Here is an 18,342-nt window from a genome sequence, read left to right on the forward strand (position 1 = left end):
GCGCGCCGGTCTCGTCTTCCGCGTCGACCGGCGGCGTCGCGCAGTTGCCGCGCAGTCTCCGCTTTCCCGCCGTTCCTCTTTTTCGCCCGAACGCGCATTCCGCCCGGGCCGAGGTTCAAGCAATGACGAACACGCCGCCCAAGGTCGTCCTCATCACCGGCGCGAGCCGCGGCATCGGCCGCGCGACCGCGCTGCTCGTCGCTGCGCGCGGCTGGTCAGTCGGCGTCAATTACGCGCACGACGCGAACGCCGCCGAAGCGACCGCCGACGCGGTGCGCGCCGCGGGCGGGCAAGCGTGCGTCGTGCGCGGCGACGTCGCGAACGAAGCCGACGTGATCGGCATGTTCGACGCGGTGCGGTCCGCGTTCGGCCGACTCGACGCGCTCGTCAACAACGCGGGAATCGTCGCGCCGTCGCTGCCGCTCGCCGACATGGACGTCGCGCGCCTGACACGCGTGTTCGACACCAACGTGCTCGGCGCGTATCTGTGCGCGCGCGAGGCCGCGCGGCGGCTGTCGACCGATCGCGGCGGCGCGGGCGGCGCAATCGTCAACGTGTCGTCGATCGCCGCGCGGCTCGGCTCGCCGAACGAATACGTCGATTATGCGGGCTCGAAGAGCGCGGTCGACACGCTGACGCTCGGTCTCGCGAAGGAACTCGGCTCGCACGGCGTGCGCGTGAACGCGGTGCGCCCGGGCCTCATCGCGACCGAGATCCATGCGAGCGGCGGCCAGCCCGGCCGCGCCGAGCGGCTGGGCGCACAGACACCGCTCGGTCGCGCGGGCGAAGCCGACGAGGTAGCCGAAGCGATCGTCTGGCTGCTGAGCGACGCGGCGTCGTACGTGACGGGCGCACTGCTCGACGTCGGCGGCGGGCGCTGACGCCCGCGCACGCTGCACCTTCGCTCGCCGAGCGACGAGCGGCAAGGCCATCTCCATTCATTCGGGCTTCGAACGATTTCACGCGCTCGCCTGTGCGCTCGGGCCGCCAATCGTCGTTTTTTCACATCGACCGCCGCACAATGCGGGCCTGACACGATCTGCGACACGAAAGCCCGCCGTATCGGCCACACAAAACTTCACAATTCTCCGAAATATTTAGCGTTTCATAACAATTTTCGTAAACGTTCGTAATAATCTCGTGGTCTACTAACGCCCATTGCGACGTATGCCGTCGCACGCCCGTCATCCGCCCCCTCGCGGTCACGAAATCGGCCGAACCCACGCAGCTTGGCCCGCACATACGAAGAGATCAACCAGATGCAGGGAAATGCAACGCCCGGCGGCCGGCACGCGCCCGGCTCGGCGCATCACGTCCGCCCATCGGAAGCCAATTCGCCGACGCCGTCCGCCGCGGCGCTCGCCGTCCGTGCACCGAGCGCTGCGGGCGCAGCAGGCGGCCGTGCCGCGGATGCGCGCGGAACGTCGTCCGTCGCCCGCGCGCCGCTCGCCGGGCTGCGCGCATGGCTCGTCGCCGCGGCCGTGCTGTGCGCATATCTGCTGCCGGGCGTCCTCGGCCACGATCCGTGGAAGCAGGACGAGACCTACACGTTCGGCATCATCCAGCACATGCTCGAAAGCGGCGACTTCGTCGTGCCGACCAACGCGGGGCAGCCGTTCCTCGAAAAGCCGCCGTTGTACGACTGGGTCGCCACTGGCCTCGCGTGGCTCTTTTCCCGCTACCTGCCGCTACACGACGCAGCGCGGCTCGCGAGCGCCCTCTTCGCCGCGCTCGCGTTCGGCTTCGCCGCGCGCGCCGCCCGCATCGCGACCAGCGCGACGCGCTGGCTCGAACTGCCGGTGATCGGCACCGTCGCGCTGTACGCGGGCTCGCTCATCGTCATCAAGCATTCGCACGATCTGATGACCGACGTCGCGTTGATGGCGGGCACGGCGATGGGATTTTGCGGACTGCTCGAACTCGTGATCCGGCACGCCGGCAGCGCGAACGGCGCCAACGCCATGCACCGCGCGCCCGCGAACCGCTTCGCGGCGCCGCTCTTCGGCTTGGGCGTCGGCGTCGCATTGATGTCGAAGGGGCTGTTCGTGCCGCTCGTGTTCGGCGCGACCGTCGTCGCGACGCTCGTCCTCTATCCGGCCTGCCGCAGCCGCGCGTTCTTCCGCTCGCTCGCCGTCGCCGCGCTCGTGTGCGCGCCGTTCGCGCTGATCTGGCCGACCGCGCTGTTCTTGCGCTCGGAATCGCTGTTCCTCGTCTGGTTCTGGGAAAACAACGTCGGCCGCTTCTTCGGCTTCTCGGTGCCAACGCTCGGCGCCGAAAACGACAAACCGCTCTTCATCTGGCGCGCGCTGCTGACGGTCGGCTTCCCGGTCGCCCCGCTCGCACTCGTCGCGCTCACGCGCGGCCTCTGGCGCGAGTGGCGCGCGCCGGGCGTCGCGCTACCACTCGCGTTCGCGGGAATCGGGATGGCCGTGCTGCACATTTCCGCGACGTCGCGGCAACTGTACGTCCTGCCGTTCATCGCGCCGCTCGCGCTCGTCGCCGCACAGGCGATTCCGCGCCTGCCCCAGCGGCTGCACACCGCGTGGGACTATGCGAGCCGGCTGCTGTTCGGCGCAGTCGCGGCGCTCGCATGGGTCGTCTGGTCGCTGATGTCCGATCACAACGGCCCGCGCGCCGCCCTGCAATGGCTCGGCCGCTGGCTGCCGCTCGACTGGACGATGCCGATCGAGCCCGCGCTCGTGCTGTCGGCGCTCGCGATCACGATCGGCTGGGTCGGCCTGCTGCCGTCGCTGCGGCTCGCGGGCAAATGGCGCGGTGCGCTGTCGTGGGCGATGGGCGCGCTCGTCGCGTGGGGGCTCATCTACACACTGCTGCTGCCTTGGCTCGACGTCGCGAAGAGTTATCGTTCGGTGTTCGAAGATCTGAACCGCCAGCTTGCGCTCGAATGGAACGACGGCGACTGCATGGCGAGCGTCGATCTCGGCGAGTCGGAAGCGCCGATGCTCTACTACTTCTCGGGCATCCGGCACCAGCCCGTCGCGCAACCGAACGCAAGCGCTTGCACGTGGCTCATCGTGCAAGGCACGCGCGCGAACCCGCCCGCGCTCGACGGCGAATGGAAGCCGTTCTGGTCCGGCGCGCGTCCGGGCGACGAGCAGGAAATGCTGCGCGTCTACGTTCGCACGCCGACGCCGCCCGCCGCGACCCGCCTCCGTCCGTAATGCCCGCGTGTGCGCGACGCCTTCGCCGCGCACCGTCTCTCCTCCATTTGCGCGGCGCCCGCCGCGTCCTATGCTGCTCCGGTTCGCGCCGTCCGTGCGTCGCACCCGTTCGTGCCCGCGTCTGCCGGTCCGGTACGGGAATGGCTCCGCCCATTGGTCGGCTCTTTCTTGCGCTTACCCAACCGGACGGCCCCACGCAACTTCGCACATTCCGCTACTTTCAGGAATTCGCGCACTGCGCGTCGCTGCGCAAAGCGCCCGAGCAGCCGCACGTCGCGCCGACCGCGATCAACCGGCAGATCGAGCAACTGGAACACCATTTTGGCGCACCTTTGCTCGAACGCGGACCGCGCGGCATTCGCTTGACCGCCGAAGGCGAATTCGTCGCCGAGCGCATCGGCACGGTGCTGCGCGAGATCGGCGAAGTGAAGACGATGATCTCGGAGCGGCGCAATCTCGAAACGGGATCGGTTTCGGTCTATGCGTCGGAGGAGATCGTGTCTGGACTGCTCACGCCCGTTCTCGCCGACTTCACGCAGCGCTCGCGCATCCGCTTCGACATCGCCGTCGCGAGCGCACGGCACACGCTCGACACGCTCTGCCAGGGCCGCGCGAACCTCGACGTCGGCTTCTGTCCACCGCATCGGGCGGGCGTCGAGAAATTCGAAACTGTCGATGTGTGGCAGCGCGCGCTTGTGTCGTCGACACATCCGACACAAAGCGCCGCGTAGCGCCCGGCGCGCGCGAGTCCATCGAGTCGTCGGTATTTCATTTGGATTCCGATGTGACTGGAAGCGATCAAGAGCGGAACACGATGGATTGCGCGCTAACGCGCGGCGCGCCGGGCCGGCCAGGTCTCGACGGCGAACCAGCCTGCCGCGATGCAGATCGCATTCGCGACGAGCAGGTAGCCCGTCGGCGCCACAAGATTGCCGGTGCTGCCGATGAGCCAGGTGACGATGCTTTGCGCGGTGCCGCCGAACAGCGACACCGCGACCGCGTAGACGATCGAGAATCCGGTCGAGCGCACCCGCCGCGGGAAGCTCTCGGCGATCAGCACGATGAGCGCCGCGCCGCTCATGCCGTGCAGGCCGGACAGCACGGTCAGCGTGACGAGGAAAACGGCGGGCGTCGGGTGCGACACGATCAGTTGCAGCGCCGGGAAAATCAGCAGCAACAGCAGCACGCGCGGCCAGATCAGGACCGCGCGGCGTCCGAAGCGATCCGATAGACTGCCGCCGGCGAGCGAGCACACCGCGAGCGCCGCGCCCGTCGCGAGCGTTGCGAGCATCGCGACGCCGCCCGGCAGATGCAGCTCGGTCAACGCGAACGTCGTCATGTAGTTGAGGAAGTACTGCGTGATCGTGCTGCCGAGCAGGATCATCAGGCCGATCGCGATCGGCCGCCGATGCCGCGCGTTCAGTTCGCGCAGGATCTCGCGCGTCGAGCCATACGCGCCGTGCGCATCGATCGTGTCGGACAGCCGGCGGCGGATGTAGATGCCGATCGGCAGCGCCAGCAGGCCGAACACGAACGGCACGCGCCAGCCCCATGCATACAGATCGGCCTCTGACAGCGAAACCGTCAGCACGTAGCCCGCGAGCCCCGCCGCGACCGCTGCGAAGCCCTGCGTCGCGACCTGCCAGCACGCATATGCGCCGCGCCTGTCCGGCGGCGCCGCCTCGAGAATGTAGGTCGTCGCGGGCCCGGCTTCGCCGCCCCACGCGAGCCCCTGGATCAGCCGCGTGACGACGAGCAGGATCGGCGCGGCCACGCCGATCGTCTCGTATCCCGGCAGCACCGCGATCGCGCCCGTGCCGGCCGCCATCATCACGAGCGTCAGCATCATCGCGGGCTTGCGGCCCGCCCGGTCCGCGTACGCGCCGATCACGAGCGCGCCGAACGGCCGCACGACGAAGCCGAGCCCGAACACGGACACCGACAGCAAAAGGCTCGTGAACGCGCTCTTCGACGGGAAGAACGTGTGGCCGATCATCACCGCGAAAGTCGCATAGGTGCCGAAGTCGAAGAACTCGACCGCGTTGCCGAGCGCGACCGCCGCGACGTTGCGGCGTGCGTCGGCTTGCGTCGCGGCCGGGCCGGTCTCGGCAGGCATCGGCCGATAGGCGGGTTCCAGTAGATCTTCCATGGCGAGTCCTCGATCGAAGCGACGACGATACCGGCCGCCGGCGCGACGCAAGCGATGTCCGCCACCGGGCTGGATGCAGTGTCAGGGTGATAGGCGAAAAATCGACGGAACGCGCAGAGCGCGCAAACGCGCGTGCGCAACTGCGTTAGTGAGGCGGCGCGGGCCAGCGCGGCATCGCGCCGCGCCAGTTCTCGTACGCCTTGCCGAGCTGCAGCACGAGGCGGTCGGCAAAGCGCGGTCCGACGATCTGCAGGCCGATCGGCATCCCGTTGCGCGCAAAGCCGCAGTTGATCGACAGCGCCGGTTGCTCGCCCATGTTCCACGGAACCGTGAACGCGATGTGCTCGAACGGCCGCGTCGGGTCTTGAGTCGGCCCCGCCCATTCGGCCGGGAAGCCGGCGACGACGTTGGTCGGCGACAGCACCGCGTCGACCGACTGGAACAGCCGCGCGGCGGCCGCGCGCATCTCGAACGTCGCGCCGAAGCCGCGCACCGCGTCGACGCCGGACACCGACGCGCCCTGCCCCGCCCATGCGAGGATGTACGGCAGGATGCGCTCGCGCGCCGCGTCGGGCAGGCGTTCGAGGTCGGCCCATAGCCGCGCACGCCAGAAACGGTCGAGTCCGTCGAGCATCCCGCGCGACACGACCGGCGGCGCCGCGACGATCCGCGCGCCGTGCGCGGCGAAGCACTCGGCCGCCGTCTCGACCGCCGCGACGATCTCCGGTTCCGGCGCGATCCCGCAGCCGGCGTCGAGCATCAGGCCGATCCGCATGCCCTTCACGTCGGCGGGTGCGATCGACCAGTCGATCGTCTCGGGCGGCAGACTCGTCGCGTCGCGCCAGTCCGGGCGCGACAGGAAGCGCATCAGCAGCGCGGTGTCATCGAGCGTGCGCGTCATCGGCCCCGCGCAGCGGCCCGTGTAGTACGGATCGATCGGAATCCGTCCGTTCGACGGCTTGAAGCCGACGATCCCGCACCAGCCGGCCGGCAGCCGGATCGACCCGCCGATGTCGGTGCCGACGTGCAGCGGCCCGTAGCCCGCGGCCGCGGCCGCGGCCGCCCCGCTGCTCGATCCGCCCGGATTGAGATCGAGCCGCCACGGGTTGCGCGTGATGCCGTACAGGCTCGACAGCCCCGACGACAGCATCGCGTAATCGGGCACCGCCGTCTTGCCGATCACGACCGCGCCCGCCTCGCGCAGCCGCATCGCGGCGGGCGCGTCGACGGTTGCGGGCGGCGCGTCGGCGGCCGCGGCCGAGCCTTGCGCGACCGGATCGCCCTGCGTCGCGATCAGTTCCTTGATCGTCACTGGCACGCCGTCGATCTCGCTCAACGGCGCGCCCGCCGCCCAGCGGCGCGTCGACGCGAGCGCCTGCGCGCGCACGCGCTCCGGATCGAAGCGGCACAGCGCGTTCAGATGCGGCTCCCAGCGCGCAATGTGGTCGAGCAGCGCGTCCGCGTAATCGGCGGGCGTCACGCTGCGGGTCTTGAACAGTTCGGCAAGCGAGCAGGCGGTCAGGTCGAGCAGCTCGGACATGGATTCGGCCTCGCAAGGTTGGAGACGGGCGGCCACGCCGGCTTCGGCGGTCGCCCCTCGTCGGTGGAACTCACGATAGCAACACAAAAAACGGCGACGGATAGCGCGATTGATATCGGACGACGCACACATCTTTCGAGCACTCGCGGCGGCCCGCCGCATGCGCGAAGACGCCGTGCCAGCGCGCCGAGCGCACATCCGGAGCGGCCGCGCTGGCACGGCCGAACCTGCTTAGAACGACGAGCCGGGCTCCTTCAGGAATGCGATTTCCTCGTCGGTGGACGACCGGCCGAGGATCGCGTTCCGATGCGGAAAGCGCCCGAAGCGCTCGATCACGACCGCGTGGCGCAGCGCGTAATCGTGGTAGCCGGCGCAACCCGCCTCGTCCTTGATCCGTGCGCAGAGGCGCACCGCTTCGCGCTGGCTGTCGGGCGACTCGTCGTGCTCGAACGGCAGATACGCGAACGCACGGTGATGGCCCGTCGGCAGCGCGCGGTCGCCGCCCGACGCGACGAGCGCTTTCGCGTGCGCGAGCGCTGCGCGATCGGCCGCGAACGCGAGCGGCGTGCCACGGTGGATGTTGCGCGAGAACTGGTCGAGCACGACGATGAGCGCAAGCGCGCCGAGCGGCGTGCGCGTCCATGCGTCGAGCTCGCCCGCCGTCGCCGCGTCGACGAGCGCGCCGAACCGCTCGCGCAATTGCGCGTCGAGCGCCGGACCGCCGCTGAACCATATCTTGCGCGCCGTGCCGAACGCCGGATCGCCGGGCGCGCCGAACCAGAAGCCGAGCACGTCGCGCGCGCGCGGGTCGAGCGCCGCGTCGTCGTGAGCGGCGGCGTCGTGCGCGCCGCCTCGCGCGTGCAGCGCCGTCATGCGAGCTCCAGCACGAGGCGGCGCGTGCGCGCGCTCTTCTTCTCGAGCTTCGCGACGCGCAGCCCGCCGATCTCCGCCGTGCTGCGCACGTGCGTGCCACCGCACGGCTGCAGGTCGATGCCGCCGATCCGCAGCAGCCGCACGCGCCCGAGTCCCATCGGTGGCTTCACGCTCATCGTCCGCACGAGGTCCGGACGCGCCGCCATCTCGTCGTCGGTGATCCACTCGGTCGTCACCGGATGCGAGCCGCCGACGAGCTCGGCCAGGCGCGCGTCGACGAACGCGCGGTCGATCGGCTCGACCGTCGCGAAATCGATCCGCGCGTAGTCGGCGGTCACGCTGCAGCCGTCGACCGGATACGGCAGCACCGCGCACAGCAGATGGCTCGCCGTGTGCAGCCGCATCCGGCGGTGCCGCAGCGTCCAGTCGATTTCGGCGACGACCGCGTCGCCCGGCTTCACGTTCGCCGCGAGCGCCTCCTGCCCCGGCGCGAGCACGTGCACCGCGTCGTCGGGCGTCGCGCCTTCGAACTTCGCCTTGCGCGTGTCGGCGACGGCGAGCGTCGCGCCGCCCGGCAGCGTCAGCGTGCCGCTGTCGCCCGCCTGGCCGCCGCCGAGCGGATAGAACACGGTTCGATCGAGGTGGATGCCGGCTTCGTCGACGGCGGTGACGACCGCGTCGCAGTGCGTCAGATAAGCGTCTTCGCGAAAGAGGGCTTGGGTGGCCATGGGGCGTCTCGGATGTCGTTATGGGTGATCGGAAGCGATCAGTATGCGGTGCGCCACGCGCGCCGCGACAGGCGCAATTGCGCGCGGCGCGCACGGAAGCGTACCGGAATTTCAACCGGGACGGTTTCGCATCCTGCTGTTCTGAATACCACTTACTGTTAGCATGACCTAAGCTACTGTATTTTAACGATTTTATTAAACTAACAAACCCTTGCTGGCACATTTGTCCGCTAGGTGTCTTGGCTTTGTCTATCGTGAGGTTACATATCTACGGCGAAGTTAGAGGGGGTGCAGGGGGAGATCATATGTAAGCGGTCGCGAGCCGACGACATCGCTCGGTTACTACCGCATCGCTTGGCACCCGCCGTTGCCTGATCGCCGCTAGCCAGCTTGCTCCCGTGCCATCGCCAGGCGCTTACACCACGTCTGCCGGCAGGCTCAGTCGGTCAGACCGATGCCAGTATTGCCGGTGCGAAGCACCCTACTCACATGTGTGCGGGGGCGTGATCGCACTTCATGCGCGCTCCACTGACCACTGCGCCATCTCTTCCGCAAGGAACTTTGCCAGCGGGCGGATTTCCCCGTGTACGCTCGCTTGCTCAAGGGATTTCATGTATTCGGCACGCCGGCTCACTCGAACCACCGTCCACGGATACCCGCCGGAGGCGAGGAGCACGTTCATCAGGAACCGGCCGATGCGTCCGTTCCCGTCAAAGTACGGGTGGATGAACACAAAGAGGTGATGTCCGAGTACTGCGCGCACGGCGGGATGCGTCTCTGCCCTGATCAGTTCAAACAACACTTCGAGGCTGTCGAGGATCGCATCGCGCGGTACCGGGGTGTGCATCGAGTTGCGGATGAAGATCGGGCCCGTGCGATAGCCAGCCAGCTGGTGCGTCGCGAGTATGCCCGCCTTCACCGATGGTCCAAAGAGTTCCGCGTACCAGGTGTGGTGGTCGCGCTCCACGACATCGCCCACGTTTTCGCCGGCAAAGAGTTGCCCGATACTCGTCTTGACCGCTTGGAACGTCTGGTAGTAACCGCGTGCCGCCAGCGCGTTCTTGGTTTTGAGATGCTCGGGATCGCCGTCAGGGTCCCAGTCGCCCCGCGCGACCCGCTCGATCAGCTCGTCCGTGACCTGGTAGCCTTCGATGGAGAGGGAGTTGTAGGCGTCAGAGACATAACGCTCGTCGACGTCTGCCAGATAGGCCCCCGCATCCTGCGCGACGCCGGGCGGCGCGGGAAACTCCTCGATCACGGCCGTGCGCCATCTCGCCCACATAGACTGCAACCTGAGGACGTACGGGGACCGCTCGCGGTTTGGCAGGAGCGACGGCTCCTCGCGCTCGAACGGGTTGAGCGGCTTGATGGGTGTGCCCGCCGCAGCGAAGCTGTCGACGATGCGCTTAGCCTCGTTGGGCCGCTTCATGAACTCGAACGCGCCCGCCAGCCGCTCTGCCGCCGCCTTCTTGCCACCGTCCGCGAGAAGCGTGGTGAGGACCTCGCTCGCGCCACGCACCAGCGAGAGGGCGATCTCGGCATCGGCCGCATTGTTCACGAAGAACTGTGGGCCGACCATGCACAACGCCTCGGCTATCGGCCACACCTGCAGGCCTCGGGCCTCGACGCGCGAATTGGGAACCCGCTTTTCGTCCGCGTAGACCGCCAGCGACGTGTTGGACGGCAAAGTAAGGACTGTCGAGCCGCCTTCCTTGGCGACGGCGTACACCTGCCCCGGAATGGTGGTATTGCCGGTGTGCAGCAGCAACGACGCTTCGGGATTTAGGCAGTAACGTTTGTTGAACCGCTTGCCGAGATAACGCGCGATGAACGCCCAGTACGTGGCGTACCAGATCGTCGACTCGCCGTCCGCCTCCGCGGGGTTGCTGCAGAAATACCAGCCCTTCATGGCTGGACGCAAAAAACCGGTGTCGACGAGGAGTATGCGCTGCTCGTCCGTCAAATCGGTGTGCTCGACGACACCCTGATGCTTGTCCTGCAGCCGCTTGAGTGTTCTGAGCGCCGCGGCGAGCTTGGCGGGCGGTTTTGTCTGGGAAGAGGAAGCCATGGGTGACGCTGTGGTGTGGTGTTGCCGCGAAATTTACTTTGGGATAAGCCTAGATTTTACTTTGACTTGCCTGGATCGTTTACTTTGACTTGTCGTCATCATTTACTTTGACATGCAATCAAGCCCCGAATGTAACTATATGATATGCCGTACAAAGTGTGGATTCAAGCGTTCCTCATGTGACTCCTCTTTTTGGAGAAATCTCATGCGAAAACAAGCGAGATTTCCGGGACAGCGGAACGTCAAAACTGGCGGGTAAGCTGGTCAGATCGTCCTCAAATTCCCTTCGGCCGAGGCAAGCGCGACATCTGCCCCCCAAAGATAGCGCCCGTCGCAAAGTCACTGCCACGGCAGCAATCGTGGCGCGTTAATAAATTGCAAATAATCAAACAATCTCGCATATATTGCATCCAGACAACGCAAACGCCCTCGCCCAGATGAGGAACAAGACAGTCCAGCGACTCCTGCAAGAAAGCCGGCGCGGCTACCCGATTGATTCCGGCATGCTCAGGGACATGGGGGTGAGTGCCGCGCTCGCGGCGCATATGGTCAAATCCGGCTGGCTGCAGTGTCTCTCGCAGGGGTCTACCTTTTGACCGGCGACACGCCATCAATAGACGGCTCGATCGCCTATCTGGGCCGACGCATACCCGGCCTTCACGTCGGTGGCAAAACGGCCCTTTCCTGGCAGGGCGTATGCCACAACATCGCCTTCCGGGAAAAAGTCGCCTTATGGGGACAGAAATCGTACCGCATCCCTCCATGGGTGGCGAAACACCTGAGCTACTTGTATCAGACTACCCCCTCTTCGACGGCGATTTTCCTTACGGGAAGGGCCTGAAACCGCTTCCGGCCGGCGACCCGGGGGTACTGGTTTCCGTGCCCGAGCGAGCCATCCTGGAGCTCGCCAGCGACATCGGGAAGGGACAATCGATGGAGGAAGCGAGCAACCTGATGGTTCGCTTGCGCAATCTGCGCCCCGACGTGCTGGACGAGTTTTTGAGCCACTGCAAACGGGTGAAGGTCGTAAGGCTCGTGCGCGACCTCGGACTGGAGGCCGATTTTTCATGGGCGCGAGACCTTCAGAAGCATGTTGACCGTCTTGGCGCCGGGAAAAGATGGTCGAACAAAAACGGCCGGCTAATACTCAACCCACGATGAACGAGAAAGTCCCCACACCACTACTATTGGGCCGCGCCACGAATAACCATATCGCGGGCATGGCTTCTTGCTTTTTCCGGCTCTCGCCTCGGTTTGATAGATGAAAGGGGTCGATGCACACAGCTATGTAGGAAACCATATGCGAACTCGCGACTCGGCCCATGAGGCCGAACTGAAACAGATTGCGGCTCTCCCGGAAGAGCAACTGCTACGCCGCATCCAGCTGGACCACACCGAGGTCGGGCATGTCCCGTCCGAGGTGCTCGCCACCATCGTGCGCACGCACTTCGGACGGGCGGCGGGGGTGATCGCGGCTGCGGTGGCGATGCTCAATCGGCGGATCCAGCTGATCGTTGGCAAGCGCTGGCAGGGAGCGAAGGATCGGCCGGAGGTTGAGCGCCGGGGCGGTCAAGCGTTCACTGATGCTATTGACTACATTTGGCTCAAGTTCTTCGAGGACAAAGCGCCTCTGTCGAACGCGGAAGTCCGCTTCGGCGTATTCGTGCGAGACCGATTGGACGATTTTTTGCGCCACCTGCGCACCGAAATGAATAGTATGGACTCGGTGGATGGCATGCAGGAGGCTCACGAAGGCGCCGCGATTCTCGAAGGGCTTGAGGATCCGGATGGAGAGTCGCCCGAAGAAGCGCTGGAGAAAAAGCAGCTCAGCGCTGCGGCCGTTAAGGCTTTGATGAACCTGCCAAGACAGGAACGAGATGCCTTCTACTTCCGTGCCGAGCTGAGGTACGAGTGGAAGCAGGTCGCCCAGCTACTACGATGCTCGGTGCCCACGGCACGCAGTCGCTAACGGCCGCGACATCGAGCGTAAGTCCGGTATCTACGGCAGGCAGCACGTCGGGCAGTTCGATGACACTCAGCGAGTTCGATACTTACGCAAAGTGCCCCCTCCAGCATCTTTACCGATATGAATTAGGGCTCCCGACGGCCGTTGTCAAGGACGTGTCGGTGCGCGCACAAATGGCAATTTCACAGGCATTGCGCACCTGGCCTCGGGACATCGCACCCGCTGCGGCTGAACACTTGGTCGCCGCGCGGGAGGAGCTTGAATTGCCCACGCCGGAGGATGACCCGCAGCTATTCAGGCACGCTTGCGCCGCACTTCAGAGTGGCATCGACTTGCTCACGGAAGTGGGAGGTGATTTCTGTGCGCCCGTTACAGACTTGAACGGCGTAGAGATTGAACTCAGCGCGGCGCTCCTGTCGGACGTTCCAAAGCCTAGATCAGTGCACGTTATCAATGTGGTCGGCGCGAGCCTATCGAAGCGCGTGAGGTTTATGCGGCCGCTCATGAACGGGCTAAAACCGAAGCGAGCGGGTTGCGTCGTCGTGCACAACTTGATTGAGGGCACGGAGGAGGTAGCAGCGCCCAGCGGAAACGTCAACATGACGACGCCCTACGCGGTGACCGTCAAGCTACACGCCGGCGATCAGAATTTGAAGCCAGGCGAACATTGCGCGTGGTGTGCGTACTCGACGATCTGTCCTTCGCGCCCTTGAGTAAGTACCCGATGGCCTGGATGGACAGCTAAGGGGCTCCGTCTCACCCCAAGCTTTGTGCGCTCTAGCCTGCCGGCCGCCACCTATCGAAGTTTGGCGGCCGGCAGGCTATGCTTCCGAAAGCAACTAATGACCGCGTCTCGCGACCAGCCCCAACTGAAGTTGCCCCGCTGATTTAAAACAAATTTTTTACTAACTAACGTCGGTTGACCATCCAGTCGGCCGTGTCGTAGAACGAGTGCATCAGCCGCTCGCGCAGCGGCTCGTCGAGCCCTGCGTCCTCCATCGCCCACGCGATGCAGCGCAGCCACTGGTCGCGCTCGGACGACGCGATCGGAAACGGCAGATGCCGCGCGCGCAGCCGCGGATGGCCGAAGCGCTCGATGTAGTGATCGGGGCCGCCGAGCCAGCCGCACAGGAACCAGAACAGCTTGTCGCGCGAGCCGTCGAGCGTCGGCGGATGCAGCGCGCGAATCCCGGCGAATTCGGGCTCGAGATCCATCAGGTCGTAGAAACGGTCGACGAGCTCGCGCACGCGCGCCTCGCCGCCCACGCGTTCGAATGCCGTCGGCTGCGACGGCGCGTCATCGGTTACATCGGTCATACGGACATCGGTCAAATGAAACGAACAAGGAAAAAACGAACAGGGAGAACGAGAAGCTGCCCGCGCGAAGATAGCGCGTGCGCGCGATTCATGCATCGCGCAGCGATTGCAGCACCGGGCGGCGCAGCACGCCGCGCAGGCCGAGCCACCCCGCCGCGCCCGCGCATGCGACGCCCGCCGCGATGCCGGCCGGCACGAGCCACGGGTCGGGCGCGAGCTGGAAATCGAACACGCGCGACGCGAGCACCGCGCCGACCGCGAGCGCGCCCGCCGCCGCCATCGCGCCCGCGAGCACGCCGACGACGATGAACTCCGCGCGCTGCACAGCGATCACCTGCGCGCGCGACGCGCCGAGCGCGCGCATCAGCGCGGCCTCGCGCACGCGCTCGTCGCGCGAGCCCGCGAGCGCCGTGTACAGCACGAGGACGCCCGCCGCGAGCGTGAACCCGAACAGGAACTGCACCGCGCCGATCACCTGCAGCAGCACGCGTTCGAGCTGTGCGAGGATCGGCGCGACGTCGATCGCCGTCAGGTTCGGATACTGCGCGATCAGGCCGTCAAGCACGCGCTGCCGGGCGAAAGGCAAATGGAAGCTCGTGATGTAGGTCGCCGGAAAATCGCGCAGCGCAGGGGGCGGCATCAGCACGAAGAAGTTCACACGGAACGTGCCCCAATCGAGCTTGCGCACGCTCGTCACGGGCGCATCGACGGTCAGGCCCGTCACGTCGAAGCGCAGCGTGTCGCCGAGCTTCACGCCGAGCGTCTTCGCGAGCCCCGCCTCGATCGAGATCTGCGGCGCGTCGGCCGCGCCGAACCAGTCGCCCGCGACGACCCGGTTGTCGCCCGGCAACTGCGTCGTGTACGACAGGTTGAATTCGCGATCGACAAGGCGACGCGCATCGTCGCTCTTGTAGTCGTCCGGATTCACCGGCTTGCCGTTCACCGACAGCAGCCGCCCGCGCACCATCGGCGACAGCGCCGGATTCGCGATGCCGTTCGCCGCGAGATAGCGGACGACGTCGTCGCGCTGGTCGGGCTGGATGTCGATCAGGAACTGGTTCGGCGCGTCGGGCGGCGTCGACTGCCGCCAGCCGGCGACGAGATCGTTGCGGGTGATCGCGATGAGGAGCAGGCACATCAGGCCGAGCGCGAGCGCGGTGATCTGCAGCGCGCTCGCGGCGCCGCGCCGGTCGAGCGATGCGAGCGCGTAGCGCCAGCCGAGCCCTGCCGCGACGCGGCCGTCGCGCACGAGCCGCGCAGCCGCGAAGAGTGCGAGCCGCGCGACGAGCGCGAACAGCACGAGGCTGCCCGCGAAGCCGCCCGCGACGATGAGGCCGAGCGCCGGGTTGCCCGCCGCGGCAATGAGCAGCGCCGCGAAGAGCGCGACGCCCGCTGCATAGCCCACCCACGCGACGCGGCCCGCGTCGCCCCACTCGCGGCGCAGCACGCGCACGGGCGGCACGCGCGTCAACGGCGCGAGCGGCGGCAGCGCGAAGCCGAGCAGCAGCACGAGCCCTGTCGCGACGCCGATCGCCGCCGGCCACACGGAAGGCGGCGGCAGCACGACGTCGATCAGGCTGCCGAGCGCACGCAGCAGCACGAGATGGCCGACGTAGCCGAGCGCCGCGCCCGCGACGCCGCCAACGACGCCGAGCAGCACGAATTCGATCGCGAACAGCGCCGTCAGCGTGCGGTGGCTCGCGCCGAGGCAGCGCATCGCCGCGCAGCCGTCGAGATGGCGGCGCATGTAGCGCTGCGCGGACATCGCGATTGCAACGGCCGCGAGCAGCGCCGTCAGGAGCGCGACGAGCGTGAGGAAATGGCGGGCGCGGTCGAGCGTCTGCCGCACCTGCGGCTGCCCCTCCTGCAGCGATTCGAGCGCGACGCCGCGCAGCTTGCCGCCGTCGACGCGCGCGTGCGCGTAGCTCGCGAAGCGCTCGACGGCCGCGTCGTCGCCCGCGACGAGGAGGCGGTACGTGACGCGGCTGCCGTAGCCGGTGAGCCCCGTCGACTCGAGCTCGTCCGCACGCAGCATCACACGCGGCGAGAAATTGACGAATGAGAAGCCGCGATCGAGCTCGCGGGTGATCGCCGCGCCGACCGTGAACGTGCGGCCGCCGACGCGCAGCGCGTCGCCGACTTTCAGATGCAGCGCGTCGAGGAGCGACGGGTCGACCCACACGGTGCCGGGGACCGGAATCGAACCGGCAGGACGGCCGCGCGCGTTCGCATCGGGCGCGATCTCGACCGCGCCGCGCAGCGGATAGCCGGCCGATACGGCCTTCACGGCCGCGAGCCGCACGGGCGGCATTCCGTTCGCGCCGGATTCCGCGGCGGGCGGGTTCGGCGCGCCGACCATGCTCGGGAAGATCGCGGTCGTCGCGCTCGACAGGCCGAGCGCGCGCGCTTCGAGGGCGAACGCCGGATCGACCGGATGATCGGCCCGCACCACGAAGTCCGCGCCGAGCATGCGGCGCGCGTCGCGCTCGAGCCCCTGGCGCAGCCTGTCGGCAAGAAAACCGACGCTAGTGAGCGCCGCGACGGCGAGCACGAGCGCGAGCGCGACGAGCGTCAGCTCGCCCGCACGCCAATCGCGCAGCGTCATCCGGCCCGCCTGGCGCAGCAGGTCGACGAGGCCGAAGCGGCGGCCGGCCGGCATCGTTTTACCCGCCGCAGTCAATCGCGCTTGCTCCCGATCGAATTCAGCCTCGACACCATGTGGTTCGCCATCCCGCGAAAGCCGCCCGACACGCCGCGCCACAGCCGCGGCAGCGCCCACGCGGAAAACGCGAGAAAGCCGATCATCAGCGCGATGAACACGAGCGGCACGAAGAATGCGAGCGCGAGCCCGCCGACCGCGAGCCCGTCTTCGGTCGTCGACGCGATCCAGTTCGAGATCGGTTCCGGCGACAGGTTGATGAGCGCGCGCGTGCCCGCCTTCGCGATGTGCGCGGAGCCGGCGAGCGTGCCGCCCGCGAGGCCCGCGATCGCGAGGAGCGTCGGATCGGCGTGGCCGAGCGCGCCCGCCGCGAGCACGGCGCCCGCGGGAATCCGGATGAACGTGTGGACCGCGTCCCACAGCGAGTCGAACGCGGGGATCTTGTCGGCGAGAAATTCGGCGACGGCGAGCGCGGCGGCCGCGCCGATCACCCATGGCGACGTCAGCACCGCGAGCGTATCGGGCAGATGAATGAGACCGAGGCGCGCGAACACGCCCGCGATCAGCACGGTGAGATAGAGGCGCAGGCCGCTCGCCCACGCGAGCCCCGCGCCGAGCGAAATGGCTTCGACCATGTGCCGCCTCCTTGCGCAATGCGCGCGGTTCGCGGGCGGACTGCGCCCGACGCCGGGCGAAGCGGCCCATCGACCCGCCGGCCCCGCCGATTCGTGCGCGGCGGCGGGACGTTGTCAGATGGATTCCGCTTCATTATAGACGCGCGTCGCGCACAGCCGCGACGCGCCGACCTGGGCAAACCTTGCAGCTCAGCCGGCCGACGACAGTTTCAGGCCGACGAGCCCGGCGACGATCAGCGACGCGCTCGCGATGCGTGCGAGCGTCAGCGCCTCGCCGAGCATCACGATTCCGAAAATGAACGCGCCGACCGCGCCGATGCCCGTCCAGACCGCGTACGCGGTGCCGAGCGGCAGCTCGCGCATCGCGACGGCGAGGAGCCCGAAGCTGCCGAGCGCGGTGACGATCGTGAAAATGGAGGGACCGAGACGCGTGAAGCCCGCGGACGATTTGAGACCGGCCGCCCACGCAACTTCGAGCAGACCGGCGACGAGAAGCCACAGCCAAGGCATGCGGAGACTCTCCATGAGTCAAATGGGGTCGTCCCCGTTGTACATCGACGGCCCAGGGTCGTCCCCGGGCGGCGAAAGTATAACAAGGGGCTTACAACCGCGCTGGCCGGGCCTTCGCGCCGAGAAGCCCGCCGTGCGCCCGGCGCGAATCGCGCCGCGCGGCGTGCCGGCCATCACTTCGACTCGGGCTTCCGGCCGTGCTGCGCGATCGGCCAGCCGTGCGCGTCGAGCTGCACGCAGCGGTCGTCGCGGTAGAGCGCCCATTCGTCGCATTCGCGCCCGTCCTTGAACACGCAGATCCCGAACTGACCGCGCGGGCCGTCGTGGATCACCACCTTGCCGCCGAGCTTTTCGCAATTCACCGACGCCGGATTGGCGAGCGCGGCCGACCGATTCGGCGGCAGCGGCTGCGCAAGCGCCGCCGCAGCGCCGATGCCCAATGCACAACCGCACAGTAGACGGACGAGCATGGTTGAGTTCCTCGTTGTGATTGTCGAGCGCTCAGCATAAGAGAAAAACGCGCGCGGCGGCGTCAGGCGCAGCCGACGCTCCGGACTCGGTTCGGGCGTCGCGACCGGCTGGCGGGTACGGCCTGCGCAGCCGGCGCGGCGAGACGCAGCGAGACGCGGCGACACAGGGCGAGACGGGGCGAAGCGCGGTGAGGCACGACGCGGCGCCGCGACGAGCAATACGGCTCGGCGGCGCGCGCCCGCGA

The 18,342-nt window shown here is 67.5% G+C and carries 15 protein-coding genes and 1 pseudogene; 6 read left to right on the plus strand and 10 right to left on the minus strand.

Going from position 1 to position 18,342, the window contains the following annotated elements; all coding sequences use genetic code 11:
- Positions 1–122: 122 nt before the first annotated feature.
- The 3 genes from WS70_RS12920 (at position 123) to WS70_RS12930 (ending at position 3,913) form a co-directional block, all read left to right on the plus strand.
- On the plus strand, positions 123–881 hold the full coding sequence (locus tag WS70_RS12920) for an SDR family oxidoreductase (protein WP_059470577.1): 759 nt from the start codon (positions 123–125) through the stop codon (positions 879–881).
- Between the two features lie 378 nt (positions 882–1,259).
- A complete protein-coding gene (locus WS70_RS12925; RefSeq protein ID WP_059470626.1) occupies positions 1,260–3,182 on the plus strand; it encodes an ArnT family glycosyltransferase in 1,923 nt (640 codons plus the stop codon).
- Positions 3,183–3,322: 140 nt separating this feature from the next.
- The gene (locus WS70_RS12930) at positions 3,323–3,913 is read left to right on the plus strand and encodes a LysR family transcriptional regulator (RefSeq protein ID WP_226382755.1); all 591 of its coding nucleotides are present in this window, start codon (positions 3,323–3,325) and stop codon (positions 3,911–3,913) included.
- A 95-nt stretch (positions 3,914–4,008) separates the two neighbouring features.
- Here the strand turns inward: WS70_RS12930 and WS70_RS12935 are convergent, their stop codons facing one another.
- From WS70_RS12935 to WS70_RS12955, 5 genes are all read right to left on the minus strand, one after another.
- Positions 4,009–5,331, minus strand: a complete 1,323-nt coding sequence (locus tag WS70_RS12935; RefSeq protein WP_059596638.1) for an MFS transporter — start codon at positions 5,329–5,331, stop codon at positions 4,009–4,011.
- Positions 5,332–5,476: 145 nt separating this feature from the next.
- The gene (locus WS70_RS12940) at positions 5,477–6,871 is read right to left on the minus strand and encodes an amidase (RefSeq protein ID WP_059470575.1); all 1,395 of its coding nucleotides are present in this window, start codon (positions 6,869–6,871) and stop codon (positions 5,477–5,479) included.
- 231 nt (positions 6,872–7,102) lie between these two features.
- On the minus strand, positions 7,103–7,744 hold the full coding sequence (locus WS70_RS12945) for a DUF924 family protein (RefSeq protein WP_059470574.1): 642 nt from the start codon (positions 7,742–7,744) through the stop codon (positions 7,103–7,105).
- The gene (locus tag WS70_RS12950; protein ID WP_059470573.1) at positions 7,741–8,472 is read right to left on the minus strand and encodes an alanyl-tRNA editing protein; all 732 of its coding nucleotides are present in this window, start codon (positions 8,470–8,472) and stop codon (positions 7,741–7,743) included. The genes WS70_RS12945 and WS70_RS12950 overlap by 4 nt, the downstream gene beginning before the upstream one ends.
- A 514-nt stretch (positions 8,473–8,986) precedes the next feature.
- Entirely contained in the window at positions 8,987–10,540 is a 1,554-nt protein-coding gene (locus WS70_RS12955; RefSeq protein WP_059596639.1) for a Fic family protein, read from the minus strand.
- Positions 10,541–10,977: 437 nt separating this feature from the next.
- On the opposite strand from WS70_RS12955, the pseudogene WS70_RS12960 reads away from it, so the two are divergent.
- The 3 genes and pseudogenes from WS70_RS12960 (at position 10,978) to WS70_RS12970 (ending at position 13,219) form a co-directional block, all read left to right on the plus strand.
- Positions 10,978–11,701, plus strand: a pseudogene (locus WS70_RS12960) (type IV toxin-antitoxin system AbiEi family antitoxin domain-containing protein).
- Between the two features lie 100 nt (positions 11,702–11,801).
- Complete coding sequence (locus WS70_RS12965; protein WP_156438054.1) at positions 11,802–12,509, plus strand: RNA polymerase sigma factor; 708 nt, start codon at positions 11,802–11,804, stop codon at positions 12,507–12,509.
- 59 nt (positions 12,510–12,568) lie between these two features.
- Positions 12,569–13,219 (plus strand): PD-(D/E)XK nuclease family protein, encoded by a 651-nt coding sequence (locus WS70_RS12970; RefSeq protein ID WP_059596640.1) that lies wholly within the window; start codon positions 12,569–12,571, stop codon positions 13,217–13,219.
- 196 nt (positions 13,220–13,415) lie between these two features.
- On the opposite strand, the gene WS70_RS12975 is transcribed toward WS70_RS12970, so the two are convergent.
- The 5 genes from WS70_RS12975 to WS70_RS12995 all read right to left on the minus strand — a co-directional run bounded on the left by WS70_RS12975 (position 13,416) and on the right by WS70_RS12995 (position 18,097).
- Positions 13,416–13,823 (minus strand): group II truncated hemoglobin, encoded by a 408-nt coding sequence (locus WS70_RS12975; RefSeq protein WP_059596641.1) that lies wholly within the window; start codon positions 13,821–13,823, stop codon positions 13,416–13,418.
- An 88-nt stretch (positions 13,824–13,911) separates the two neighbouring features.
- Positions 13,912–16,503, minus strand: coding sequence for an ABC transporter permease (locus WS70_RS12980; protein ID WP_059596642.1), 2,592 nt, complete (start codon positions 16,501–16,503; stop codon positions 13,912–13,914).
- Positions 16,500–17,117 (minus strand): DUF4126 domain-containing protein, encoded by a 618-nt coding sequence (locus WS70_RS12985; protein WP_059471578.1) that lies wholly within the window; start codon positions 17,115–17,117, stop codon positions 16,500–16,502. The genes WS70_RS12980 and WS70_RS12985 overlap by 4 nt, the downstream gene beginning before the upstream one ends.
- Before the next feature lie 189 nt (positions 17,118–17,306).
- Positions 17,307–17,627, minus strand: coding sequence for a quaternary ammonium compound efflux SMR transporter SugE (gene sugE, locus WS70_RS12990; RefSeq protein ID WP_059596697.1), 321 nt, complete (start codon positions 17,625–17,627; stop codon positions 17,307–17,309).
- A 173-nt stretch (positions 17,628–17,800) separates the two neighbouring features.
- Complete coding sequence (locus tag WS70_RS12995) at positions 17,801–18,097, minus strand: putative hemolysin (protein WP_059471579.1); 297 nt, start codon at positions 18,095–18,097, stop codon at positions 17,801–17,803.
- Positions 18,098–18,342: the final 245 nt, after the last annotated feature.

Source organism: Burkholderia mayonis, from assembly GCF_001523745.2.
GTDB lineage: Bacteria > Pseudomonadota > Gammaproteobacteria > Burkholderiales > Burkholderiaceae > Burkholderia > Burkholderia mayonis.